Source organism: Streptantibioticus rubrisoli (assembly GCF_024436055.1).
GTDB classification, from domain to species: domain Bacteria; phylum Actinomycetota; class Actinomycetes; order Streptomycetales; family Streptomycetaceae; genus Streptantibioticus_A; species Streptantibioticus_A rubrisoli.
This window is the reverse complement of record NZ_JANFNH010000069.1, coordinates 1-19,813: the sequence shown is the minus strand read 5'-3', so window position 1 is coordinate 19,813 and position 19,813 is coordinate 1. Positions and strand designations below refer to the sequence as shown.

Genomic DNA, 19,813 nt, shown 5'->3' with positions numbered 1-19,813 from the left:
CACCCACCGGACCGCAGCACTCGCACCCTGGCTCGACTTCTACAACACTGATCGCCGACACACCGCGCTCGGCGGCCACCCGCCCATCAGCCGACTGTCACCAACGCCATGACCGAGTACAGCTAGCGCGCGTTGAAGTACTTGGCCTCCGGGTGGTGGATCACGATCGCGTCCGTGGACTGTTCCGGGTGGAGCTGGAACTCCTCCGAGAGGCGGACGCCGATCCGTTCCGGCTCCAGGAGTTCGGCGATCTTCGCCCGGTCCTCCAGGTCGGGGCAGGCCCCGTACCCCAGGGAGAACCGCGCCCCGCGGTACTTCAGCGCGAACATGTCCTCCACGTCGGCCGGGTCCTCCCCGCCGAACCCGAGCTCCGCCCGCACCCGGGCGTGCCAGTACTCGGCGAGCGCCTCCGCGAGCTGCACGGACAGTCCGTGCAGCTCCAGGTAGTCACGGTAGGAGTCGGCGGTGAACAACTCGTTCGCCGCGTCGGAGACCTTGCTGCCGACGGTCACCACCTGCAGGCCCACGACATCCGTCTCACCGGAGTCCCGCGACCGGAAGAAGTCCGCCAGACACAGCCTGCGGCCGCGGCGCTGCCGCGGGAAGGTGAAGCGGGTCCGCTCGCTGCCGTCCTCGTGCAGGATGATCAGGTCGTCGCCCTTGGAGACGCACGGGAAGTACCCGTAGGTGACCGCTGCCTCCAGCAGCCCGTCGGTCTGCAACCGGTCCAGCAGGCCGCGCAGCCGGGGCCGCCCCTCGGTCTCCACCAGTTCCTCGTAGCTGGGGCCACCGGCGCGGGACTGCTTGAGCCCCCACTGGCCCTTGAACAGCGCGCCCTCGTCCAGCCAGGACGCGTAGTCCTTGAGCGCGATGCCCTTGACCACCCGGCTGCCCCAGAACGGCGGGGTGGGCACCGGGTTGTCGGTGGCCACGTCCGAGCGGACCTGGCCGAGGTTCTCCGCCGGTTCCTCGACCACAAGGTCGCGCTTCGGCACCCGGCGCTGCTTCAGTTCCGGAAGCGCCGCTCCCGGAACGCCGCGCTTGACGGCGATCAGCGCGTCCATCAGCCGTAGTCCCTCGAACGCGTCGCGGGCGTACCGGACTTCGCCCTCGTAGATCTCGTGCAGATCCTGTTCCACATAGGCCCGGGTGAGCGCGGCGCCGCCGAGGATGACCGGGTAACTGGCCGCCAGGCCGCGCTGGTTGAGCTCCTGCAGGTTCTCCTTCATGATCACCGTGGACTTCACCAGCAGCCCCGACATGCCGATGACATCCGCCCGGTGCTCCTCGGCCGCCTCCAGGATCGCCGAAACCGGCTGCTTGATACCGAGGTTGACCACCGTGTAGCCGTTGTTGGACAGGATGATGTCGACCAGGTTCTTGCCGATGTCGTGCACGTCGCCGCGCACGGTGGCGAGCACGATGGTGCCCTTGCCCTGATCCTCGGTCTTCTCCATGTGCGGTTCGAGGTAGGCGACCGCCGTCTTCATCACCTCGGCGGACTGGAGCACGAACGGCAGCTGCATCTGGCCGGAGCCGAACAGCTCGCCGACCACCTTCATGCCTTCCAGCAGCGTCTCGTTGACGATCTCCAGCGCCGGACGGGACCGCAACGCCTCGTCCAGATCGGCTTCCAGGCCGTTGCGCTCACCGTCGATGATGCGCCGCTGCAGCCGCTCCTCCAGCGGCAGCGCCGCCAGTTCCTCGGCCCGGCCCGCCTTGACGGACTTGGTGTCGACGCCCTCGAAGAGTTCGAGGAACTTCTGCAGCGGGTCGTAGCCCTCGCGCCTGCGGTCGTAGATCAGGTCGAGGGCGACCTCGCGCTGTTCCTCGGGGATCCGTGCGATCGGCAGGATCTTGGCCGCGTGCACGATGGCGGAGTCGAGTCCGGCCTGGACGCACTCGTTGAGGAAGACGGAGTTGAGCACCATCCGGGCGGCCGGGTTGAGGCCGAAGGAGACGTTCGACAGGCCGAGCGTGGTCTGTACGTCGGGGTGGCGGCGCTTGAGTTCGCGGATCGCCTCGATGGTGGCCATGGCGTCCTTGCGGGACTCCTCCTGGCCGGTGGCGATGGTGAAGGTCAGGCAGTCCACGATGATGTCGCACTCGCGCACACCCCAGTTGCCGGTCAGGTCGGCGATCAGCCGCTCGGCGACCGCGACCTTGTGCTCGGCGGTACGGGCCTGGCCCTGCTCGTCGATGGTGAGCGCGATCAGCGCGGCGCCGTGTTCCACCGCGAGCTTGGTGACCTTCTGGAACCGGGACTCGGGTCCGTCACCGTCCTCGTAGTTGACCGAGTTGATCACCGCGCGTCCGCCGAGCAGCTCCAGACCGGCCTGGACGACGGCCGGTTCGGTGGAGTCCAGGACGATCGGCAGAGTGGAGGCGGTGGCCAGGCGGCCCGCGATCTCCCGCATGTCGGCGACGCCGTCCCGGCCCACGTAGTCGACGCACAGGTCCAGCAGGTGCGCGCCCTCGCGGATCTGCTCGCGGGCCATCTCGACGCAGTCGTCCCAGCGGCCGTCCAGCATGGCCTCGCGGAACTTCTTGGAGCCGTTGGCGTTGGTGCGCTCACCGATCGCCAGGTACGAGGTGTCCTGCCGGAAGGGCACGCTCTGGTAGAGCGAGGCGGCGCCCGGCTCGGGGCGCGGGCGGCGCTCGGTGATCTCCCTGCCGCGTACCCGCTCCACCAGTTGGCGCAGGTGCTCCGGGGTAGTGCCGCAGCAGCCGCCGACCAGCGACAGACCGTACTCGCGGACGAACACCTCCTGGGCGTCCGCCAACTCCTGCGGGGTCAGCGGGTAGTGGGCGCCGTCCTTGCCGAGCACCGGAAGGCCCGCGTTGGGCATCGCGGACACGCCGACCCTGGCGTACCGGGACAGGTAGCGCAGGTGCTCGCTCATCTCGGCGGGCCCGGTGGCGCAGTTCAGGCCGATCATGTCGATGCCCAGCGGTTCCAGGGCGGTGAGCGCGGCGCCGATCTCGGAGCCGAGCAGCATGGTGCCGGTGGTCTCCACGGTGACCTGGCACAGCAGCGGCAGGTTGACGCCCGCGGCGCGCAGTGCCCGGCGCGCGCCGATGATGGACGCCTTGGTCTGCAGCAGGTCCTGGGTGGTCTCCACCAAGATGGCGTCCACCCCGCCGGCGATCAGTCCGTCGACCTCGCTTTCGTAGGCGTCGCGCAGCGCGGTGAACGGGGCGTGCCCGAGGGTCGGCAGCTTGGTGCCGGGGCCGACGGAGCCGAGCACCCAGCGCGGGCGGTCGGGGGTGGTGAAGCCGTCGGCCACCTCGCGGGCCAACCGGGCGCCCGCTTCGGCCAGTTCGTGGATGCGGTGGGCGATGTCGTACTCACCGAGCGCGGCGAGGTTGGCGCCGAAGGTGTTGGTCTCGACACAGTCGACGCCCGCGTCGAAGTACGCCTCGTGGACCGAGCGCACGATGTCCGGGCGGGTGACGTTGAGGACCTCGTTGCACCCTTCCAGGCCCTGGAAGTCGTCCAGGGACGGGTCCTGTGCCTGGAGCATGGTCCCCATCGCGCCGTCGGCCACCACGACTCGGGTGGCGAGCGCATGACGCAGGGCGTCGGCTCGGGACTGCTGGGCGGTCTGCGGGGACGGCGAGGCCATGGACATGCTCCCTGGGATGCGACGGCTGTCGGCTTTGCCTGCCCCGCGCAAGGGCAAGCACCCGGCCAGGGTAACCGTCGGCGGCTCGGGTTTCGCCAGGTGTTTCAAGGGGTGGACCGAATCAATCAAGCCATCTGATGGAGCGATCGGCCACCGCACCGCATCGTGCGGGCACAAGGGCTACTACGATGGGTGGTCGACATCGCCCAATGGTGTTCAGCATTGCCGACCTTGCTGAACCTGGCAGAACGCAGACGGAGGTTGCCCGATGGCAGGAAGCATCCAGTCGGTGGAGCGCGCGGCCGCCGTCCTGCGCCTCCTCGCGGGAGGCGAGCGCCGACTGGGACTGACCGACGTGGCCACCGCCCTGGGCCTGGCCAAGGGCACCACGCACGGCATCCTGCGCACCCTGCAGCAGGAGGGCTTCGTCGAGCAGGACGAGGCGTCCGGCAAGTACCAGCTGGGCGCGGAGCTGCTGCGGCTCGGCAACAGCTATCTCGATGTGCACGAACTGCGGGCCAGGGCGCTGGTGTGGACCGACGACCTGGCGCGGGCCAGCGGCGAGAGCGTCTACCTCGGCGTGCTGCACCAGCAGGGCGTGCTGATCGTGCACCACGTCTTCCGCCCGGACGACAGCCGCCAGGTGCTGGAGGTCGGCGCCATGCAGCCGCTGCACAGCACCGCGCTGGGCAAGGTGCTGACCGCGTTCGACCCGGTGGCTCACCGGGAGGCGCTGGAGCTGGAGCGGGAGCGCTTCACGCCCCGCACGGTGACGGAGCCGGCGGAGTTCGAGGGCGTGCTGGACCTCATCCGGGCTCGGGGCTGGGCCGCCGACCTGGAGGAGACCTGGGACGGCGTGGCGTCCGTGGCGGCACCGGTGCACGACCGGCGGCGGATGCCGGTGGGCGCGGTGGGCATCACCGGCGCCGTGGAGCGGGTGTGCGACGACGGGGAGATAAGGGCCCGTCTGGTGGCGGCGGTACGGGACTGCGCGCGCGCGGTGTCCCGCGATCTGGGAGGCGGGCGCTTTTAGGATCTGACCGCTTTTCCGACACCAGGGATGAACCGGACCTTCAGCGCCTTTCGGAGTCCTGGGTCACTCCTCGGTTACGAACCCTTGACGCGTTTCGTACGGGGCATAAAACTGCCGTTCGGCGGTCGACAATGTCGAACACCGGACGGGACCCGGTCCGCCACATAGAACAGAAGACAAAGGAGTCGCGATGTCCAGCGGCCACATCTTCATCGGCGAGACCATTGGCACCGCCGTTCTCATCCTCCTTGGCGGTGGCGTCTGCGCCGCCGTCACGCTCAAGAAGTCGAAGGCCAAGGACGCGGGCTGGCTCGCGATCACCTTCGGCTGGGGCTTCGCCGTTCTGGCGGGCGCCTACATAGCCAACGGCTTCTCCGGCGGGCAGCTCAACCCGGCCGTGACCATAGGCGTAGCCATCAAGACCGGCGACTGGAGCAACGTTCCGGTCTACCTCGGCGGGCAGCTGCTCGGCGCGATGATCGGCGCCTTCCTGGTCTGGGTGACCTATCTCGGCCAGTTCACCGCCCACCTCACCGACCCCGAGGTGCTCGCCGGACACGACGTCGACCCGGCGGGACCGGTCACCAAGGACGGCGCCCGCAACCCCGGCGGGCCGGTGCTCGGCATCTTCTCCACCGGCCCGGAGATCCGTAACCCGGTGCAGAACCTGCTCACCGAGATCATCGGCACCGCCGTGCTGGTGCTGTTCATCCTCACCATGGGCCTGACCAAGGGACTTGCCCTCAACCCGCTCGGCATCCTGCTGGTCTCCCTGCTCGTCGTCGGCATCGGCCTGTCGCTCGGCGGCCCCACCGGCTACGCGATCAACCCGGCGCGCGACCTCGGCCCGCGCATCGTGCACAGCCTGCTGCCGCTCCCCAACAAGGGCAGCTCGGACTGGGGCTACGCGTGGATCCCGGTAGTCGGCCCGATCGTCGGTGCCGTCATCGCTGGCGGGATCTACCACCTCGCCTTCGCGTAGTCCGTCCGCTAAGCCATTCGTATGAACCAGCCGCACGACGCCGCCGAGACCCCAGACCTCAGGAGCACCCCCGTGACCGACAACCACACCGCCGCGACCTCCTCCCACGGGGAGGGCCCGTTCATCGCCGCGATCGACCAGGGCACCACCTCCAGCCGCTGCATCGTCTTCGACCGGGACGGCCGGATCGTCTCCGTCGACCAGAAGGAGCACGAGCAGATCTTCCCCAAGCCGGGCTGGGTCGAGCACGACGCCGCCGAGATCTGGACCAACGTCCAGGAGGTGGTGTCCGGTGCGCTGGCCAAGGCTGGCATCACCAAGGGCGATGTCAAGGCGCTCGGCATCACCAACCAGCGCGAGACCACCGTGCTGTGGGACAAGAACACCGGTGAGCCGGTGCACAACGCCCTGGTCTGGCAGGACACCCGAACCGACGCCCTGTGCAAGGAACTCGGCCGCAACGTCGGCCAGGACCGGTTCCGCCGGGAGACCGGACTGCCGCTGGCCAGCTACTTCGCCGGGCCGAAGATCCGCTGGATGCTCGACAACGTCGAGGGCCTGCGGGAGCGCGCCGAGGCGGGCGAGATCCTCTTCGGCACCATGGACAGCTGGGTCATCTGGAACCTCACCGGCGGCCCCAACGGCGGCGTCCACGTCACGGACGTCACCAACGCCTCCCGCACCCTGCTGATGAACCTCCAGACCCTGGACTGGGACGAGCGGATCCTGTCCTCCATGGAGATCCCGGCCACCGTGCTGCCGCAGATCCGGTCCTCCGCCGAGGTCTACGGCTACGCCAAGGGCGCCCTGGAAGGCGTTCCGGTCGCCTCCGCGCTCGGTGACCAGCAGGCCGCGCTGTTCGGCCAGACCTGCTTCTCCAAGGGCGAGGCCAAGTCCACCTACGGCACCGGCACCTTCCTGCTGCTCAACACCGGCGACACTCCGGTCAACTCCTACAACGGCCTGCTGACGACGGTCGGTTACCGCATCGGCGACCAGGCACCGGTCTACGCGCTGGAGGGCTCCATCGCGGTCACCGGCTCCCTGGTGCAGTGGATGCGCGACCAGATGGGCCTGATCAAGAGCGCCGCGGAGATCGAGACGCTGGCCAGCTCGGTGGAGGACAACGGCGGCGCGTACTTCGTCCCCGCCTTCTCCGGACTGTTCGCGCCGTACTGGCGCTCCGACGCGCGCGGTGTCATCGCGGGCCTGACCCGCTACGTCACCAAGGCGCACATCGCCCGCGCGGTGCTGGAGGCCACCGCCTGGCAGACCCGCGAGATCGTCGACGCGATGAACAAGGACTCCGGCGTCGACCTGACCGCCCTCAAGGTCGACGGCGGTATGACCTCCAACAACCTGCTGATGCAGACCATCGCCGACGTGCTGGACGCCCCGGTCGTCCGCCCGATGGTCGCCGAGACCACCTGCCTGGGCGCCGCCTACGCGGCCGGGCTGGCGGTCGGCTTCTGGCGGGACACCGATGAGCTGCGCGCCAACTGGCGTCGCGCGGCCGAATGGACCCCCCGTATGGACGCGGCCACCCGTGACCGCGAGTACAAGAACTGGCTCAAGGCCGTCGAGCGGACCATGGGCTGGATCGAAGAGGAGCACTGAGACACATGAGCACCCCGCAGCAGAGCGTTCCGGCTCTCGGGACGCGTCCGGCCAACGGCCGCAACCCCAGCCGCAGCGAGACCCGGGACCTGCTAAGCCACGCCACGTACGACCTGCTGGTCATCGGCGGCGGGATCCTCGGCACCTCGGTGGCCTGGCACGCGGCCCAGGCCGGGCTGCGGGTCGCCATGGTGGACGCCGGCGACTTCGCCGGCGCCACCTCCTCCGCGTCCTCCAAGCTGGTCCACGGCGGCCTGCGCTACCTGCAGACCGGCGCGGTCAAGCTGGTCGCGGAGAACCACCACGAGCGGCGGGTGCTGGCCAAGGACGTGGCCCCGCACCTGGTCAACCCGCTCACCTTCTACCTGCCGGTCTACAAGGGCGGACCGGTCGGCGCGGCGAAGCTGGGCGCGGGCGTCTTCGCCTACTCGGCGTTGTCCGCCTTCGGTGACGGCGTCGGCAAGGTGATATCCCCGGCCAAGGCGCAGGCCGTCAACCCGGCGCTGCGCACCGACAACCTCAAGGCCGTGGCGATCTACTACGACCACCAGATGAACGACTCGCGGGTGGCCGTGATGACGGTCCGCGCGGCCGTGGAGTCCGGTGCCGTGGTGCTCAACCACGCCGAGGTGACCGGCCTGCGCTTCACCCAGGGCCGGGTGACCGGCGCCGAGCTCAAGGACCGCACCGACGGCACCGAGTTCGGCGTCAACGCCCGGGTCGTGCTCAACGCCACCGGCCCCTGGGTGGACCACCTGCGGGCGATGGAGGACAAGGGCGCGGCCCCCTCCATCCGGCTGTCCAAGGGCGCGCACATCGTGATGAAGCGCAAGTCGCCGTGGCGGGCCGCGATGGCCACCCCGATCGACAAGTACCGCATCACCTTCGCCCTGCCGTGGGAGGACCAGCTTCTGCTGGGCACCACCGACGAGGCGTACGAGGGTGACCCGGCGGACGTGCGGGCCACCGAGTCCGACATCCAGCAGATCCTGGACGAGGCCGCGTTCTCCATCCGGGACGCCGACCTCGACCGCTCCTTGATGACCTACGCGTTCGCGGGCCTGCGGGTGCTGCCCGGCGGTCCGGGCGACACCTCCCAGGCCAAGCGGGAGACGGTGGTCACCGAGGGCAAGGGCGGCATGCTGTCGGTGGCGGGCGGCAAGTGGACCACGTACCGGCACATCGGCCGCACGGTGATGGACAAGCTGGCCAAGCTGCCGGGCAGCCCGCTGACCGAGGACATGCAGCCGGTGGGCGACCTGGTGCGCCGGGTACCGCTGCCGGGCGTCGCCAACCCCAACGCGGTGGCGCACCGGCTGCTGGTCGACCGCGAGCCCGGCACCCGCCTGGACCCGCTGACGGCCCGTCACCTGGCCACGCACTACGGCGCGTTGTCGTTCGACATCGCCCGGCTGGCCAACGAGGACCCGTCGCTGGCCGAGCGGATCCACCCGGACGGCCCGGAGATCTGGGCGCAGGTGGTGTACGCCCGGGACAACGAGTGGGCGCAGACCGTGGACGACGTGCTGCGCCGCCGCACCACGCTGACCATCCGCGGCCTGGACACCGACGAGGTGCGGGCCAAGGTCGCGGAGCTGCTGGCGAAGCGCGGCTGACGCGTTCGACCTACGGAGCCCGGGAGCCTGCTCCCGGGCTCCGGCCTTTCCCGGCAGACTGCTGCGGTGGACGTCTACGAATCCCTTGTCGACGTGGTCGGCAACACCCCGCTGGTACGGCTGAACCGGATCACGGCGGGCCTTCGCGCGCCCGTCTACGCGAAGTTGGAGTACGTCAATCCGGGTGGCAGCGTCAAGGACCGCATCGCGCTGTCCATGGTGCGGGCCGCCGAGGACGCCGGGTGGCTTCGGCCGGGCGGCACCATCGTGGAGGCGACCTCCGGCAACACCGGGGTGGGCCTGGCCATGGTGGCGGCGCAGCGCGGCTACCGCTGTGTGTTCACGCTGCCGGAGAAGAGCAGCGCGGAGAAGGCGGCGGTGCTGCGCGCCTACGGTGCCGAGGTGGTGGTCTGCCCCGGCGACGTGCCCCGTGAGCACCCCGACCACCCGAGGACGGCGGCGGAGCGGATCGCCCGGACCACTCCCGGCGCGTGGCTGGCCGACCAGTACGACAATCCCGCCAACCCCCGCGCGCATCAGGCCAGTACCGGCCCGGAGCTGTGGCGGCAGACCGACGGCCGGATCACGCACCTGGTGGCGGGGGTGGGCACCGGCGGCACGATCAGCGGCACCGGCGGCTACCTGAAGGAGGTCAGCGGCGGCCGGGTACGGGTGATCGGCGCCGATCCCGAGGCCTCGGTCTACTCGGGCGGTCCGGGTACCGCGTACGCGGTGGAGAGCATCGGCTTGTTCCGTCACCCCGAGACGGTGGACGGCTCCTGGCCGATGTCGTTCCACACCGATGTGGTGGACCGGTTCGAGCGGATCAGCGACCGGGAGTCGCTGCTGACCGCCCGCCGACTGGCCCGCGAGGAGGGGCTGTTGGTGGGCGGCTCGGCCGGTACGGCGGTGGCCGCGGCGCTCCGGGTCGCCGCCGGGCTCGGGCCGCGGGACCTGGTGGTCGTGGTGCTGCCGGACTCCGGGCGCAACTACCTGAGCAAGGTGTACGACGACGAGTGGCTGCGTGAGCAGCTCGGCGACGACCTGACCGCCAGCGGGGCATAATGAGCCGATACATCGGAGGTCTGGGCGAGGAGGTCGCTGATGGCGGTCACCGACGAGGCGATCGAGAAGATCAAGGGCATGATCGTCTCGGGCGCACTGCGCCCCGGCGACCGGCTGCCGAAGGAGAGCGAGCTCGCGGCGGAGCTGGGCCTGTCCCGCAACTCGCTGCGCGAGGCGGTGCGCGCCCTGTCGCTGATCCGGATCCTGGACGTACGGCAGGGCGACGGTACGTATGTGACCAGTCTCGACCCCCAACTGCTGCTGGAGGCGCTGAGCTTCGTGGTGGACTTCCACCGCGACGACACGGTGCTGGAGTTCCTGGCGGTACGCCGGATCCTGGAGCCCGCCGCCACCGCCTTGGCCACCCCGCGTATCAGCGAGGCCCAACTGGACGCGCTTGAGGAGCGGTTGGACGCGCTGGGGTCGCGGCCGTCGGTGGAGCAGTTGGTCGCCTGTGATCTGGAGTTCCACCGTGGCATCGTGCGGTCATCGGGCAACTCGGTGCTGTGCTCGCTGCTGGACGGCCTGTCCGGGCCGACCACCCGGGCCCGGGTGTGGCGCGGTCTGACCCAGGAGGACGCCGTGGAGCGCACCCTGCGCGAGCACCGCGCGATCCTCGGCGCGCTGCGCGCGCGGGACGCGGAGGCGGCCCGTTCCTGGGCGACGGTGCATATCGCCAGCGTGGAGCAGTGGCTGCGCGCCGCGCTGTGACCCGGAAGCGTCAACTCCGCACTGATCGCTGCTGGTTGAGCCGGTAGACGCGGGCCGCGGTGCCGCCGAACACCATCGCCCGCTCGGCGTGGTCCAGCCCGGCGGCGCAGCGCTCGGCGAGCGCGGTGACCTGGTCGTAGCTGGCGGCCAGGGTGCACACCGGCCAGTCGGAGCCGTACATCACCCGTTGGGGGCCGAAGGCGTCCAGTACGTGCCGGGCATACGGAAGAACCTGCTCCGGCGTCCAGTTCCGCCAGTCGGCCTCGGTGACCAGGCCGGACAGTTTGCAGACGACGTTCGGCGCGGTGGCCAGCTCGCTGATCAGGTCCGCCCACGGCTGCCACTCGCCGTCTGCGACGGGCGGCTTGGCCGCGTGGTCCAGGACGAAGACCAACCGCGGCAGCTCCCGTACGGTGCTGATCGCGGCGGGCAGTTCGCGCGGGGTGACCAGCAGGTCGTAGACCAGGCCCGCCTCGGCGATCCGGGCCAGTCCGTGCCGCACGTCGGGGCGGCGCAGCCAGCGCGGATCGGGCTCGTCCTGCACCTGGTGCCGGATTCCGGCGAGGCGGTGGCCGCCTGGGGCGGTGGACAACCGGGCGAGCCGGTCGCCGAGTTGGGGATCGGTGAGGTCGGCCCAGCCCACGACGGCGGCGATTTGGTTCGACTCCCCCGCCAGCGTCAGCAGTTCCTCGGTCTCCTGCGCCGAGGAGCAGGCCTGCACCACCACGGTGGCCTGGATGTCGTGGGCGTCCAACTCCGGCGCCAGGTGGTCCAGCCGGTAGGTGCGGCGGATGGGGTCGGCCCACGGCCCGTCCATCCACGGCTGCTCGCGCACGGACAGGTCCCACAGGTGGTGGTGTGCGTCGACGCGCATCGGTCACCCTTCGGTCGGCAGCGGCACACCCTCGTCCAGTAGGCCCCGGTCCACCAGCTCGTACCAGAGCGCGTCGGGGACCGGCCAGCCGAACAGGGCGGCGTTGTCCCGGACTTCGGCGGCGCTGGCGGCGCCCACGACGGCCGCGGCCACCGCCGGGTGGCCGAATGGGAAGCGCAGTGCCGCCGCCCGCAGCGGCACCCCGTGGCGGGCGCACACCTCGCGCAGCGCCCGCGCCCTGGCCACCAGGTGCGGCGGCGCCTGACGGTAGTCGTACGGCGCTCCGGGCCTGGGGTCGGCGAGCAGACCGGAGTTGTAGACCCCGCCGACCACCACCGAGGTGCCCCGCTGTAGGCACACCGGCAGCAGGTCGGCCAACGCGCCCTGGTCCAGCAGCGTCCAACGCCCCGCGCAGAGCACCACATCCACGTCGAGATCGGCGACGAACCGGGCCAGCGGCCCGCTGTGGTTCATCCCGAATCCGATCGCGCCAACCGTCCCGTCCGCGCGCAGCCGGGCCAGCGCCGGAAAGGCCGTCTCATGGACCTGCCGTTCCCTGCCCTCCACATCGTGCAGGTAGACGATGTCGACGGCGTCCACACCCAGCCGGTCCAAGGACGCCTCCAAAGTGGCGAGGATGCCGTCTCGGCTCAGGTCCCACTCACGGGCGCGCGGCGGTGTGTCGACGAACCCCTGGCCGTCCACCGCCTCCCCGGGGGCCAGCGGGCGGAGCCTGCGGCCGACCTTGGTGGACAGCCGGTATGCGGCCCGGTCCCGACCGGCCAGCTCGCGGCCGAGCCGCTCCTCGGCCAGCCCGAGACCGTAGTGCGGCGCGGTGTCCAGGTAGTGGCATCCGGCGTCCAGCGCCGCCGCGACCACCGCCCGCGCGTCCTGCTCGGTGACCGCGCGGTAGAGGTTGCCCAGCGGGGCGGTACCCAGACCGAGCGGCGGGACGTGGACCGGTGAACTGCCCAGATTTCTCTGCCGGTTGAGGTTTGGCACGGCGGAACCCACTTAATCCTGCCGCTCGCCGCTGGCGAAGCGGGAGATCACCAGGGCGACGATGATGATGGCGCCGCCCAGGAACTGGTTCCACAGCGGTGGTACCCCGCCCAACGTCATCACGTTGACCACCAGTTGCAAGGTGAGCACACCGGTGAGCGCGCCGAACAGGGTGCCGCGGCCGCCGCTCAGGCTGATCCCGCCGATCACCGCCGCCGCGAACACCTGGAAGATCCATCCGTTGCCCTGGGTGGCGGACACCGAACCGTAGTGCCCGGTGTAGAGCACCCCGGCGAAGGCGGCGAGCAGGCTGCCCAGGCACAGGACGACGCAGGTGACCCTGTCCACCCGGATGCCCGCCGCGCGGGCCGCCTCAGGGTTGCCGCCAAGCGCGTACAGCGCCCTGCCGTGCCGCAGCCAGGCCAGCGCGCAGCCGCCGAGGGCGTACAGCGCCAGGCAGATCCACACCGCGGCGGGCACCCCGAGCCAGGCGGTGGCGCCGAGGTAGGAGAACGATCCGGGGACGGTGACGATCGACTGCCCCTGGGAGATGCCGACCTGCAGTCCGCGCAGCATGGTGAGCATGCCGAGGGTGGCGATGAACCCGTTGACCCGGAGCTTGAGGATGAGGAAGCCGTTGACCGCGCCGATCACGAGCCCCACCAGCAGGCAGAGCGGAACCGATGTCCAACCCGGCAGCAAACCAAGGCCGTTGAACCGTCCACCGTGCGCGGGCAGCACCAGCCACATGGCGATCACCGGCGCGACCCCGATGGTCGACTCCAGTGACAGGTCCATCCGGCCGCTGATCAGGATGAGCGCCTCGGCCAGCACCAGCAGACTCAGCTCGGTGGACTGCTGGACGACACCGACGAGGTTGTCCGTGGTCAAGAACGCGGGCGAGACGATGAACCCGATGACGCACAGCACCAGGATCACCGGTAGCAGGGCCAGGTTCCGCAGCCGGGCGGGGCCGGGCCGGGAGCGGCGGTTGATCAGGCGGCCGGGTGGAGCGTCGGCGGTCAGTTGTCGGGTGGTGTCGGTCATTGCCCGCCTCCCTGCTGCTCGATGGCCCCTTCCATGGCCGCGACCAACGCCTGGTCGGCCCAGCCTCGGTCGAACTCGGCGACGACGCGCCCGTGGAACAGGGCGAGCACCCGGTCGCAGACCCGCAGGTCGTCCAGTTCGTCGGAGACTATGACCGCCGCCCGGCCCGCCGCCGCCACCTCGCGCACCACGCCCAACAGGGCCTGTTTGGACCTGACGTCCACGCCCGCCGTCGGCCGGACCGCCACCAGGCAGTGCGGTTCGCTGGCCAGTGCGCGGGCGATGACGACCTTCTGCTGGTTGCCGCCGGACAGTCCGCTGACCGGCTGGTCGGGTCCGGACGTCCTGATGTCCAGCGAGGCGATCGCACGGGCCGCGAACGCCCGGGTGCGGGACGGCAGGACGGTCCCGAAGGGACCGAGCTGGTCCGCCACGGTGAGGGTGGCGTTCTCCGCGACGCTGCGGTGCGGCACCAGCCCCTGCCGGTGCCGGTCCTCGGGGACGTAGCCGATCCCGGCGGCCAGGGCGTGCGGCACGCTGCCGGGGCGCACGGTGCGGCCGCACACCGTGATCCGTCCGGCGGTGGGCCCGCGCAGGCCGACCAGGGTCTCGCCGAGCGCGGTGCCGCCGCTGGCCGCGGCACCCGCGACGCCCAGCACCTCGCCGCGCCGCACGGTGAGGTCCAGTGGCTCGAACTCGCCGTCCAGTGCGAGGCGTTCGGCCCGTAGGACGGTCTCCCCCGCGTCCGGCGCCCTGACCACCGGGGCCTGCCAGGAGGTGCGGTGGGAGGGGGCGTTGCCGGTCATGGCGGCCACCAGGTCCCGTTGGGCTAGGTCCGCGACGGGGGCGGTGAGCACATGCCTGGCGTCACGGTAGACGGTGACCGTGGTGCACAGTTCGTACACCTCCCGCAGGTGGTGCGAGATGAACAGGAAGGCGACGCCCTGCCGTCGCAGTTCCCGCAGCCGCCTGAACAGGCGCTGGATACCGCCCGCGTCCAGTTGCGCGGTGGGCTCGTCCAGGATGATCAGGCGGGCGCCGAAGGACAGCGCCCGGGCGATCTCCACGAACTGCCGCTGCTCCACGGTCAGTTCCCGAGCGCGCCGGTCCGGGTCCACCTCGACGCCGTACTCGGCGAGCAGCGCTCGGGCCCTGGAGCGCAGCCGCCCCCAGTGGATCAGGGCGCCGCGCTGGTCGAAGCGGTTCAGGAACAGGTTCTCCGCGACGGTGAGGTCGGGGACCACCATCGACTTCTGGTAGACGCAGGCCACTTCGGCCTGCCAGGCCGCGCGGTCGCCGGGCGCGGGGGCGGGTCGGCCGTGGAAGGTGACGGTGCCCGCGTCCGGGCGGTGCAGCCCGGTCAGTACCGACACCAGGGTGGACTTGCCCGCTCCGTTCCGCCCGACCAGCGCGTGCGACTCGCCCGGGCGTACGGTCAGGTGGACGCCGTCGAGGGCCACGGTGGGGCCGAAGCGTTTGACGATGCCCTGTGCGTGGACGGCGGCGGGCGCGTCCATCACGGCTGCCTCCGCAGTTGGTTGGCCCACAGTTTCGGGTCGTCCACATCGGCCTTGGTGACCAGGGGCGCGGGCAACTGGTCCTCCAGGCCGTCGGGTATGGCGACAATGGTCGACCCGTGGTCGGTGCGGCCGGGGTGGAAGGTCCTGCCAGCCAGCGCCTCCTTGGCGTAGTAGAGCGCGTACTTGGCGTACTGGTCGGCGGGTTGGGCGATGGTCGCGTCGATCTTTCCGGCCCGGATCGCGTCGAGCTCCTGGGGAATGCCGTCGTTGGAGACGATCGTGATGTGACCGGGGGTGCCCACCGGCTCCAGCAGGCCCTTCTGCTGGAGCAGGGCGAGGGTCGGCTGCAGGAAGACGCCGCCCGCCTGCAGGTAGATGCCGTTGATGTCCCGGTGTTGGGCCAGGACGCTCTGGAGCTTGGCGGAGGCCACATCGCCCTGCCAGTTGGTCGGCAGTGCGAAGACCTGGATCTTGGGGTACCTGGTCTTCATGCAGTCGCCGAACGCCTGGGAGCGGTCCCGGCCGTTGATCGAGCTGAGGTCGCCTTCGAACTCGACCACCTTGCCCTGCCCGCCCAGCCGCTGCCCGCGGAAGTCGCAGGCCCTGGTGCCGTAGGCGCGGTTGTCGGCGCGCACCACCATGTAGACCCTGCCCTTGTCGGGCCGGGTGTCCACGCTGACCACCGGGATCTTCCTGCTGGCCAGTTCCCCGAGGGTGGAGGCGATCGCTCCGGTGTCCTGTGGGGCGATCACCACGGCCTTGGCACCCTGGTCGACGAAGGCGTGCACATTGGCGACGAGTCTGCCGATGTCGTTCTGCGAGTTGGAGACCGGCAGGGCGGAGACGGTACCGCTCTTGATGCCCTGGTTGATGTACTGGGCGTACGAGTTCCAGAAGTCGCTGTCGGCGCGGGGTAGGTCAATCCCCACCTTGCCGGATACGCCCGCGGCGGCGCTGCCACGGTTGCAGCCCGCCAGGGCCGCGACGGCGAGCAGGGCGGCTGACGCCGCCGTGACGGTCGTGTGGACTCTCATGGGATTCCCTGCCTTTCGCTGGTGACGGTCACCGCGACCCCGCCGGGAGGGCGCTGAGCAGTAGCGCCCTGAAGGGGCGCGGGGAGCCGCGCGACCAGCCACAGGCGTGCCGCGGACGATCGACGACGCATCGCCGCACTCCCAGTGGAGCGCTCAGCGTGGACGTAGCCTCACCCCTTGCATGCCACCGTCGACGGCGAGCGCTGTCCCCGTCACCGCCGAGGCGGCGGGGGCGGCCAAGTACGCGATGGCGTACGCCACTTCGTCCGCGGTGACCAGCCGTCCCATCGGCTGGCGTGCCTCCAGTGCGGCCCGCTCCGCCGCCGGGTCGGCGGCCTGGTCGAGCAGACGACCCACCCAAGGGGTGTCGGCGGTACCGGGGTTGACGCAGTTGACGCGTATCCCCTCGGGTACGTGGTCGGCGGCCATCGCGAGGGTGAGCGAGTACACCGCTCCCTTGCTGGCGCTGTAGAGGGCCCGTTGCGGCAAGCCCGCGGTGGCGGCGACGGAGCAGGTGTTGGTGATGGACGCGGCGCCCGGCCGCTCCCGCGCGGCCCGCCGCAGATGCGGCAGGGCGGCGCGGGCGGCGCGGACCATCCCGAGGACGTTGACGTCGAACACCCGGTGCCATTCGCCGTCGGGATTGTCCTCCACGGTGCCGACGCTGCCGATTCCGGCGTTGTTGACCAGGATGTGCAGGCCGCCGAGCGCACGGACCGCCTCGGCGACGGCGGTGCGCACCGCGTCGTCGCGGGTGACGTCGGACTTCAGCGGCAGGCATCCGGTGGGGGCGCCGGACGGGTCACGGTCCAGCACGGCGACCCGGGCGCCGCGCGCGGTGAGCAGGGCGGCGGTGGCGGCGCCGATACCGGAGGCGCCACCGGTGACGAGGGCGGTGAGGCCGGTGAAGTCCTCGGGCTGTGCCATCAGTTGGCCTCCTGCGCGGTGGCGGACCGGGCCCGCCACACGGGCCCGTCGGGGTAGCGGTGGGCGGCCAGCGACGCGGGGCGCATCCGGGCCGAGAAGCCGGGGGCGGTGGGCGCGCGGTAGCGGCCGCCCTCGATGACCACGGGGTCGGTGAAGTGCTCGTGGAGGTGGTCGACGTACTCGATGACCCGGCCGTCGAGGCTGCCGGAGACCGCCGCGTAGTCGAACATCGCCAGGTGCTGGACGAGTTCGCACAGTCCGACCCCGCCCGCGTGCGGGCAGACCGGGACACCGAACTTCGCGGCGAGCAGCAGGACCGCGATGTTCTCGTTCACCCCGGCGACCCGGGCGGCGTCGATCTGCACGAAGTCGACGGCCCCGGCCTGCAGGAGCTGCTTGAACACCACGCGGTTGGCGACGTGTTCCCCGGTGGCGACCTTGACCGGCTGCCCGGCGCGTACGGCGGCGTGTGCCAGGATGTCGTCGGGGCTGGTGGGCTCCTCGATCCAGTACGGGTCGTAGGGCGCCAGCGCACTCATCCAGCCGAGGGCGTCGCGAACGTCCCACCTCTGGTTGGCGTCCACCGCGATGCGGATGCCGGGGCCGACGGCCTCGCGGGCCAGCCGCATCCGCCGTACGTCGTCGGCCAGGTCGGCGCCTATTTTGAGCTTGATCTGGCCGAAGCCGTCGGCGACCGCCTGCTGGGCCAGTTTCACCAGCTTCTCGTCGGAGTAGCCAAGCCAGCCGGGCGAGGTGGTGTACGCGGGATAGCCGCTGGCCTTCAACTCCGCGATGCGCGCGGCCTTTCCGGGCACCGCGGAGTGCAAAATGTCCAGCGCCTGCTCGCGGTCGAGGGCGTCGGTGAGGTACCGGAAGTCCACCAGGTCGACGATCCGCTCCGGCGACATGGTGGCGAGGAACGCCCAGACCGGCAGGCTCGCGCGCTTGGCGGCCAGGTCCCAGACCGCGTTGGTGAGGGCGCCGACCGCCATGTGCGTGACGCCCTTGTCCGGACCGAGCCAGCGCAGTTGGGAGTCATGGGTCAACTGCCGGTGGAATCCGCCCAGATCTCCCGTGACGCTGTCGACGGCGCGCCCTTCGGCATGGGGGCGCAGGGCGCGGATGGCGGCGGCGGCCACCTCGTTGCCGCGTCCGATGGTGAAGCAGAAGCCGTGGCCCTCCAGGCCGTCCGGCGCGTCGGTGCGCAGCACCACGTACGCGGCGGAGTAGTCGGGATCGGGGTGCATGGCGTCCGAGCCGTCGAGCCGTTCCGAGGTGGGGAACCTGATGTCGTGGACCGCGACCTCGGTGATGGTGGGACTCATACATCCCCCAGGAAGACATCGGATCTTTCCGTGGTCCTCCGATGTATAGCGCTGGGGCTTCCGTCGGGTCCAGGGGCGTGCGGCAAATCCAGCCGAAGACGCCCCGGTGACACCTCGGATCTCTTGTGGTAGCGGCTCTGTGTTCCTGTTGGCGGTCGCCTGACTCGGTGGGACCGGTCGGGGTTGGCTCACTAGCGCCTAGGGCTGCGGACCCGGGCGGCGAAAGCCGTAGGCTGGTGGCGCAAGAAGACCCGTACACACGCGCTCCGGGCACCGGAGCGCAGCAGGACAGCAAAGCCACGGTGGCGCTAGGCCGCCGGGGCCGGAAGGAGGCGCTGGGTGATCGAGCTCGCGGGGGTACCCGAGCTGATCGACCCGGTCATGGTGGCCGCGTTCGAAGGCTGGAACGACGCCGGAGACGCCGCGTCCGCCGCGGTCGCGCACCTGGACCGGGAGTGGAAGGGTGAGGTGTTCGCGGCACTCGACGCCGAGGACTACTACGACTTCCAGGTCAACCGGCCGACGGTATGGCTGGACGGCGGTACCCGTAAGATCACGTGGCCCACCACGCGGCTGTCCGTGGTCCGCGTCCAGGGCCCCACACCGCGCGACCTGGTCCTGGTCCGGGGCATCGAGCCCAGCATGCGCTGGCGCTCCTTCTGCAACGAACTCATGGGGTTCGCCCACGAGTTGGGCGTGGAGATGGTGGTGATCCTGGGCGCGCTGCTCGGCGACACCCCGCACACCCGCCCGGTGCCGGTCACCGGTGTCACCTCCGACCCGGACCTGGCCCGCACGCTCAACCTGGAGGAGTCCCGGTACGAGGGCCCGACGGGCATCGTCGGCATCCTGCAGGAGGCGTGCATCCACGCGGGCATCCCCACGGTGAGCCTGTGGGCGGCGGTGCCGCACTACGTGTCCCAGCCGCCGAACCCCAAGGCGACACTGGCCCTGCTCAACCGCCTTGAGGACCTGATCGACCTGCGCATTCCGCCGGGTGAGCTGCCCGAGGACGCCCGCGCCTGGCAGCTGGGCGTCGACCAGTTGGCGGCTGAGGACAGCGAGGTCGCTGAGTACGTGCAGACGCTGGAGGAGGCACGGGACACCGCTGAGCTCCCCGAGGCGTCGGGCGAGGCGATCGCCCGGGAGTTCGAACGCTATCTGCGGCGCCGGGACGGCCAGCCGGGCTCGCACGCCACCGAGAGCGGGGAGGGCGGCCCCTTCCTGCGCGGTCCGCAGCTCGCCCGGGACGACGACCGGGCCGAGCGCGACGACCGGGCCGAGCGCGACGACGGGGACCCGGAGCACCCGGGAGGCCCGGAGGAGTCCGGCCAGTAGTCCGTACCTGACGTGTAAGGGGCGCCCTCCATTGTGGGCGCCCCTTACATATTGCGGCGGACGTGCGGTCGGGCGCCCCGAGCCGGGGCACCCGAC

At 70.9% G+C, this 19,813-nt stretch carries 14 protein-coding genes and 2 pseudogenes; 8 read left to right on the top strand and 8 right to left on the bottom strand.

What is annotated here, in order from left to right:
- Window positions 1–112 (top strand): annotated as a pseudogene (locus NON19_RS31785) (integrase core domain-containing protein); the annotation flags it as partial.
- 10 nt (window positions 113–122) lie between these two features.
- Here NON19_RS31785 and metH read toward each other — a convergent pair.
- On the bottom strand, window positions 123–3,626 hold the full coding sequence (metH, locus tag NON19_RS31780; RefSeq protein WP_255932735.1) for a methionine synthase: 3,504 nt from the start codon (window positions 3,624–3,626) through the stop codon (window positions 123–125).
- A gap of 268 nt (window positions 3,627–3,894) precedes the next feature.
- On the opposite strand from metH, the gene NON19_RS31775 reads away from it, so the two are divergent.
- From NON19_RS31775 to NON19_RS31750, 6 genes and pseudogenes are all read left to right on the top strand, one after another.
- The gene (locus tag NON19_RS31775; protein WP_255932734.1) at window positions 3,895–4,659 is read left to right on the top strand and encodes an IclR family transcriptional regulator; all 765 of its coding nucleotides are present in this window, start codon (window positions 3,895–3,897) and stop codon (window positions 4,657–4,659) included.
- A gap of 190 nt (window positions 4,660–4,849) precedes the next feature.
- Complete coding sequence (locus NON19_RS31770; RefSeq protein WP_255932733.1) at window positions 4,850–5,641, top strand: MIP/aquaporin family protein; 792 nt, start codon at window positions 4,850–4,852, stop codon at window positions 5,639–5,641.
- A gap of 72 nt (window positions 5,642–5,713) precedes the next feature.
- Window positions 5,714–7,258: a glycerol kinase GlpK gene (gene glpK / locus NON19_RS31765; protein WP_255932732.1), complete on the top strand. Its 1,545-nt coding sequence runs from the start codon at window positions 5,714–5,716 to the stop codon at window positions 7,256–7,258.
- Between the two features lie 5 nt (window positions 7,259–7,263).
- Window positions 7,264–8,874: a glycerol-3-phosphate dehydrogenase/oxidase gene (locus NON19_RS31760; RefSeq protein ID WP_255932731.1), complete on the top strand. Its 1,611-nt coding sequence runs from the start codon at window positions 7,264–7,266 to the stop codon at window positions 8,872–8,874.
- Window positions 8,875–8,940: 66 nt separating this feature from the next.
- Window positions 8,941–9,903 (top strand): annotated as a pseudogene (locus NON19_RS31755) (PLP-dependent cysteine synthase family protein); the annotation flags it as partial.
- 75 nt (window positions 9,904–9,978) lie between these two features.
- On the top strand, window positions 9,979–10,650 hold the full coding sequence (locus NON19_RS31750; RefSeq protein WP_255932729.1) for a FadR/GntR family transcriptional regulator: 672 nt from the start codon (window positions 9,979–9,981) through the stop codon (window positions 10,648–10,650).
- 10 nt (window positions 10,651–10,660) lie between these two features.
- On the opposite strand, the gene NON19_RS31745 is transcribed toward NON19_RS31750, so the two are convergent.
- The 7 genes from NON19_RS31745 to NON19_RS31715 all read right to left on the bottom strand — a co-directional run bounded on the left by NON19_RS31745 (window position 10,661) and on the right by NON19_RS31715 (window position 18,379).
- On the bottom strand, window positions 10,661–11,524 hold the full coding sequence (locus NON19_RS31745; protein ID WP_255932728.1) for an amidohydrolase family protein: 864 nt from the start codon (window positions 11,522–11,524) through the stop codon (window positions 10,661–10,663).
- Window positions 11,525–11,527: 3 nt separating this feature from the next.
- Window positions 11,528–12,538, bottom strand: coding sequence for an aldo/keto reductase (locus tag NON19_RS31740; protein ID WP_255932727.1), 1,011 nt, complete (start codon window positions 12,536–12,538; stop codon window positions 11,528–11,530).
- A complete protein-coding gene (locus NON19_RS31735) occupies window positions 12,539–13,573 on the bottom strand; it encodes an ABC transporter permease (RefSeq protein ID WP_255932726.1) in 1,035 nt (344 codons plus the stop codon).
- A complete protein-coding gene (locus tag NON19_RS31730; protein ID WP_255932725.1) occupies window positions 13,570–15,090 on the bottom strand; it encodes a sugar ABC transporter ATP-binding protein in 1,521 nt (506 codons plus the stop codon). Before NON19_RS31730 ends, NON19_RS31735 begins: the two co-directional genes overlap by 4 nt.
- Window positions 15,090–16,127 carry a sugar ABC transporter substrate-binding protein gene (locus NON19_RS31725; protein ID WP_255932724.1) on the bottom strand — a complete coding sequence of 346 codons (1,038 nt, stop codon included), beginning with the start codon at window positions 16,125–16,127 and terminating at the stop codon, window positions 15,090–15,092. The genes NON19_RS31730 and NON19_RS31725 overlap by 1 nt, the downstream gene beginning before the upstream one ends.
- A gap of 153 nt (window positions 16,128–16,280) precedes the next feature.
- Window positions 16,281–17,054 (bottom strand): SDR family NAD(P)-dependent oxidoreductase, encoded by a 774-nt coding sequence (locus NON19_RS31720; protein WP_255932723.1) that lies wholly within the window; start codon window positions 17,052–17,054, stop codon window positions 16,281–16,283.
- The gene (locus NON19_RS31715; RefSeq protein WP_255932722.1) at window positions 17,054–18,379 is read right to left on the bottom strand and encodes an enolase C-terminal domain-like protein; all 1,326 of its coding nucleotides are present in this window, start codon (window positions 18,377–18,379) and stop codon (window positions 17,054–17,056) included. Before NON19_RS31715 ends, NON19_RS31720 begins: the two co-directional genes overlap by 1 nt.
- A 339-nt stretch (window positions 18,380–18,718) precedes the next feature.
- Here NON19_RS31715 and NON19_RS31710 point away from each other — a divergent pair, with 339 nt between their 5' ends.
- Window positions 18,719–19,717, top strand: a complete 999-nt coding sequence (locus NON19_RS31710; protein WP_372514368.1) for a PAC2 family protein — start codon at window positions 18,719–18,721, stop codon at window positions 19,715–19,717.
- Window positions 19,718–19,813 lie beyond the last annotated feature (96 nt).

Bases quoted from the DNA above. Each gene is read 5' to 3' on its own strand.
- NON19_RS31750 (WP_255932729.1), top strand. From the start codon at position 9,979: ATGGCGGTCACCGACGAGGCGATCGAGAAGATCAAGGGCATGATCGTC.
- NON19_RS31770 (WP_255932733.1), top strand. From the start codon at position 4,850: ATGTCCAGCGGCCACATCTTCATCGGCGAGACCATTGGCACCGCCGTT.
- NON19_RS31745 (WP_255932728.1), bottom strand. From the start codon at position 11,524: ATGCGCGTCGACGCACACCACCACCTGTGGGACCTGTCCGTGCGCGAG.
- NON19_RS31715 (WP_255932722.1), bottom strand. From the start codon at position 18,379: ATGAGTCCCACCATCACCGAGGTCGCGGTCCACGACATCAGGTTCCCC.
- NON19_RS31720 (WP_255932723.1), bottom strand. From the start codon at position 17,054: ATGGCACAGCCCGAGGACTTCACCGGCCTCACCGCCCTCGTCACCGGT.
- NON19_RS31730 (WP_255932725.1), bottom strand. From the start codon at position 15,090: ATGGACGCGCCCGCCGCCGTCCACGCACAGGGCATCGTCAAACGCTTC.
- NON19_RS31760 (WP_255932731.1), top strand. From the start codon at position 7,264: ATGAGCACCCCGCAGCAGAGCGTTCCGGCTCTCGGGACGCGTCCGGCC.
- NON19_RS31725 (WP_255932724.1), bottom strand. From the start codon at position 16,127: ATGAGAGTCCACACGACCGTCACGGCGGCGTCAGCCGCCCTGCTCGCC.
- NON19_RS31735 (WP_255932726.1), bottom strand. From the start codon at position 13,573: ATGACCGACACCACCCGACAACTGACCGCCGACGCTCCACCCGGCCGC.
- NON19_RS31775 (WP_255932734.1), top strand. From the start codon at position 3,895: ATGGCAGGAAGCATCCAGTCGGTGGAGCGCGCGGCCGCCGTCCTGCGC.
- metH (WP_255932735.1), bottom strand. From the start codon at position 3,626: ATGGCCTCGCCGTCCCCGCAGACCGCCCAGCAGTCCCGAGCCGACGCC.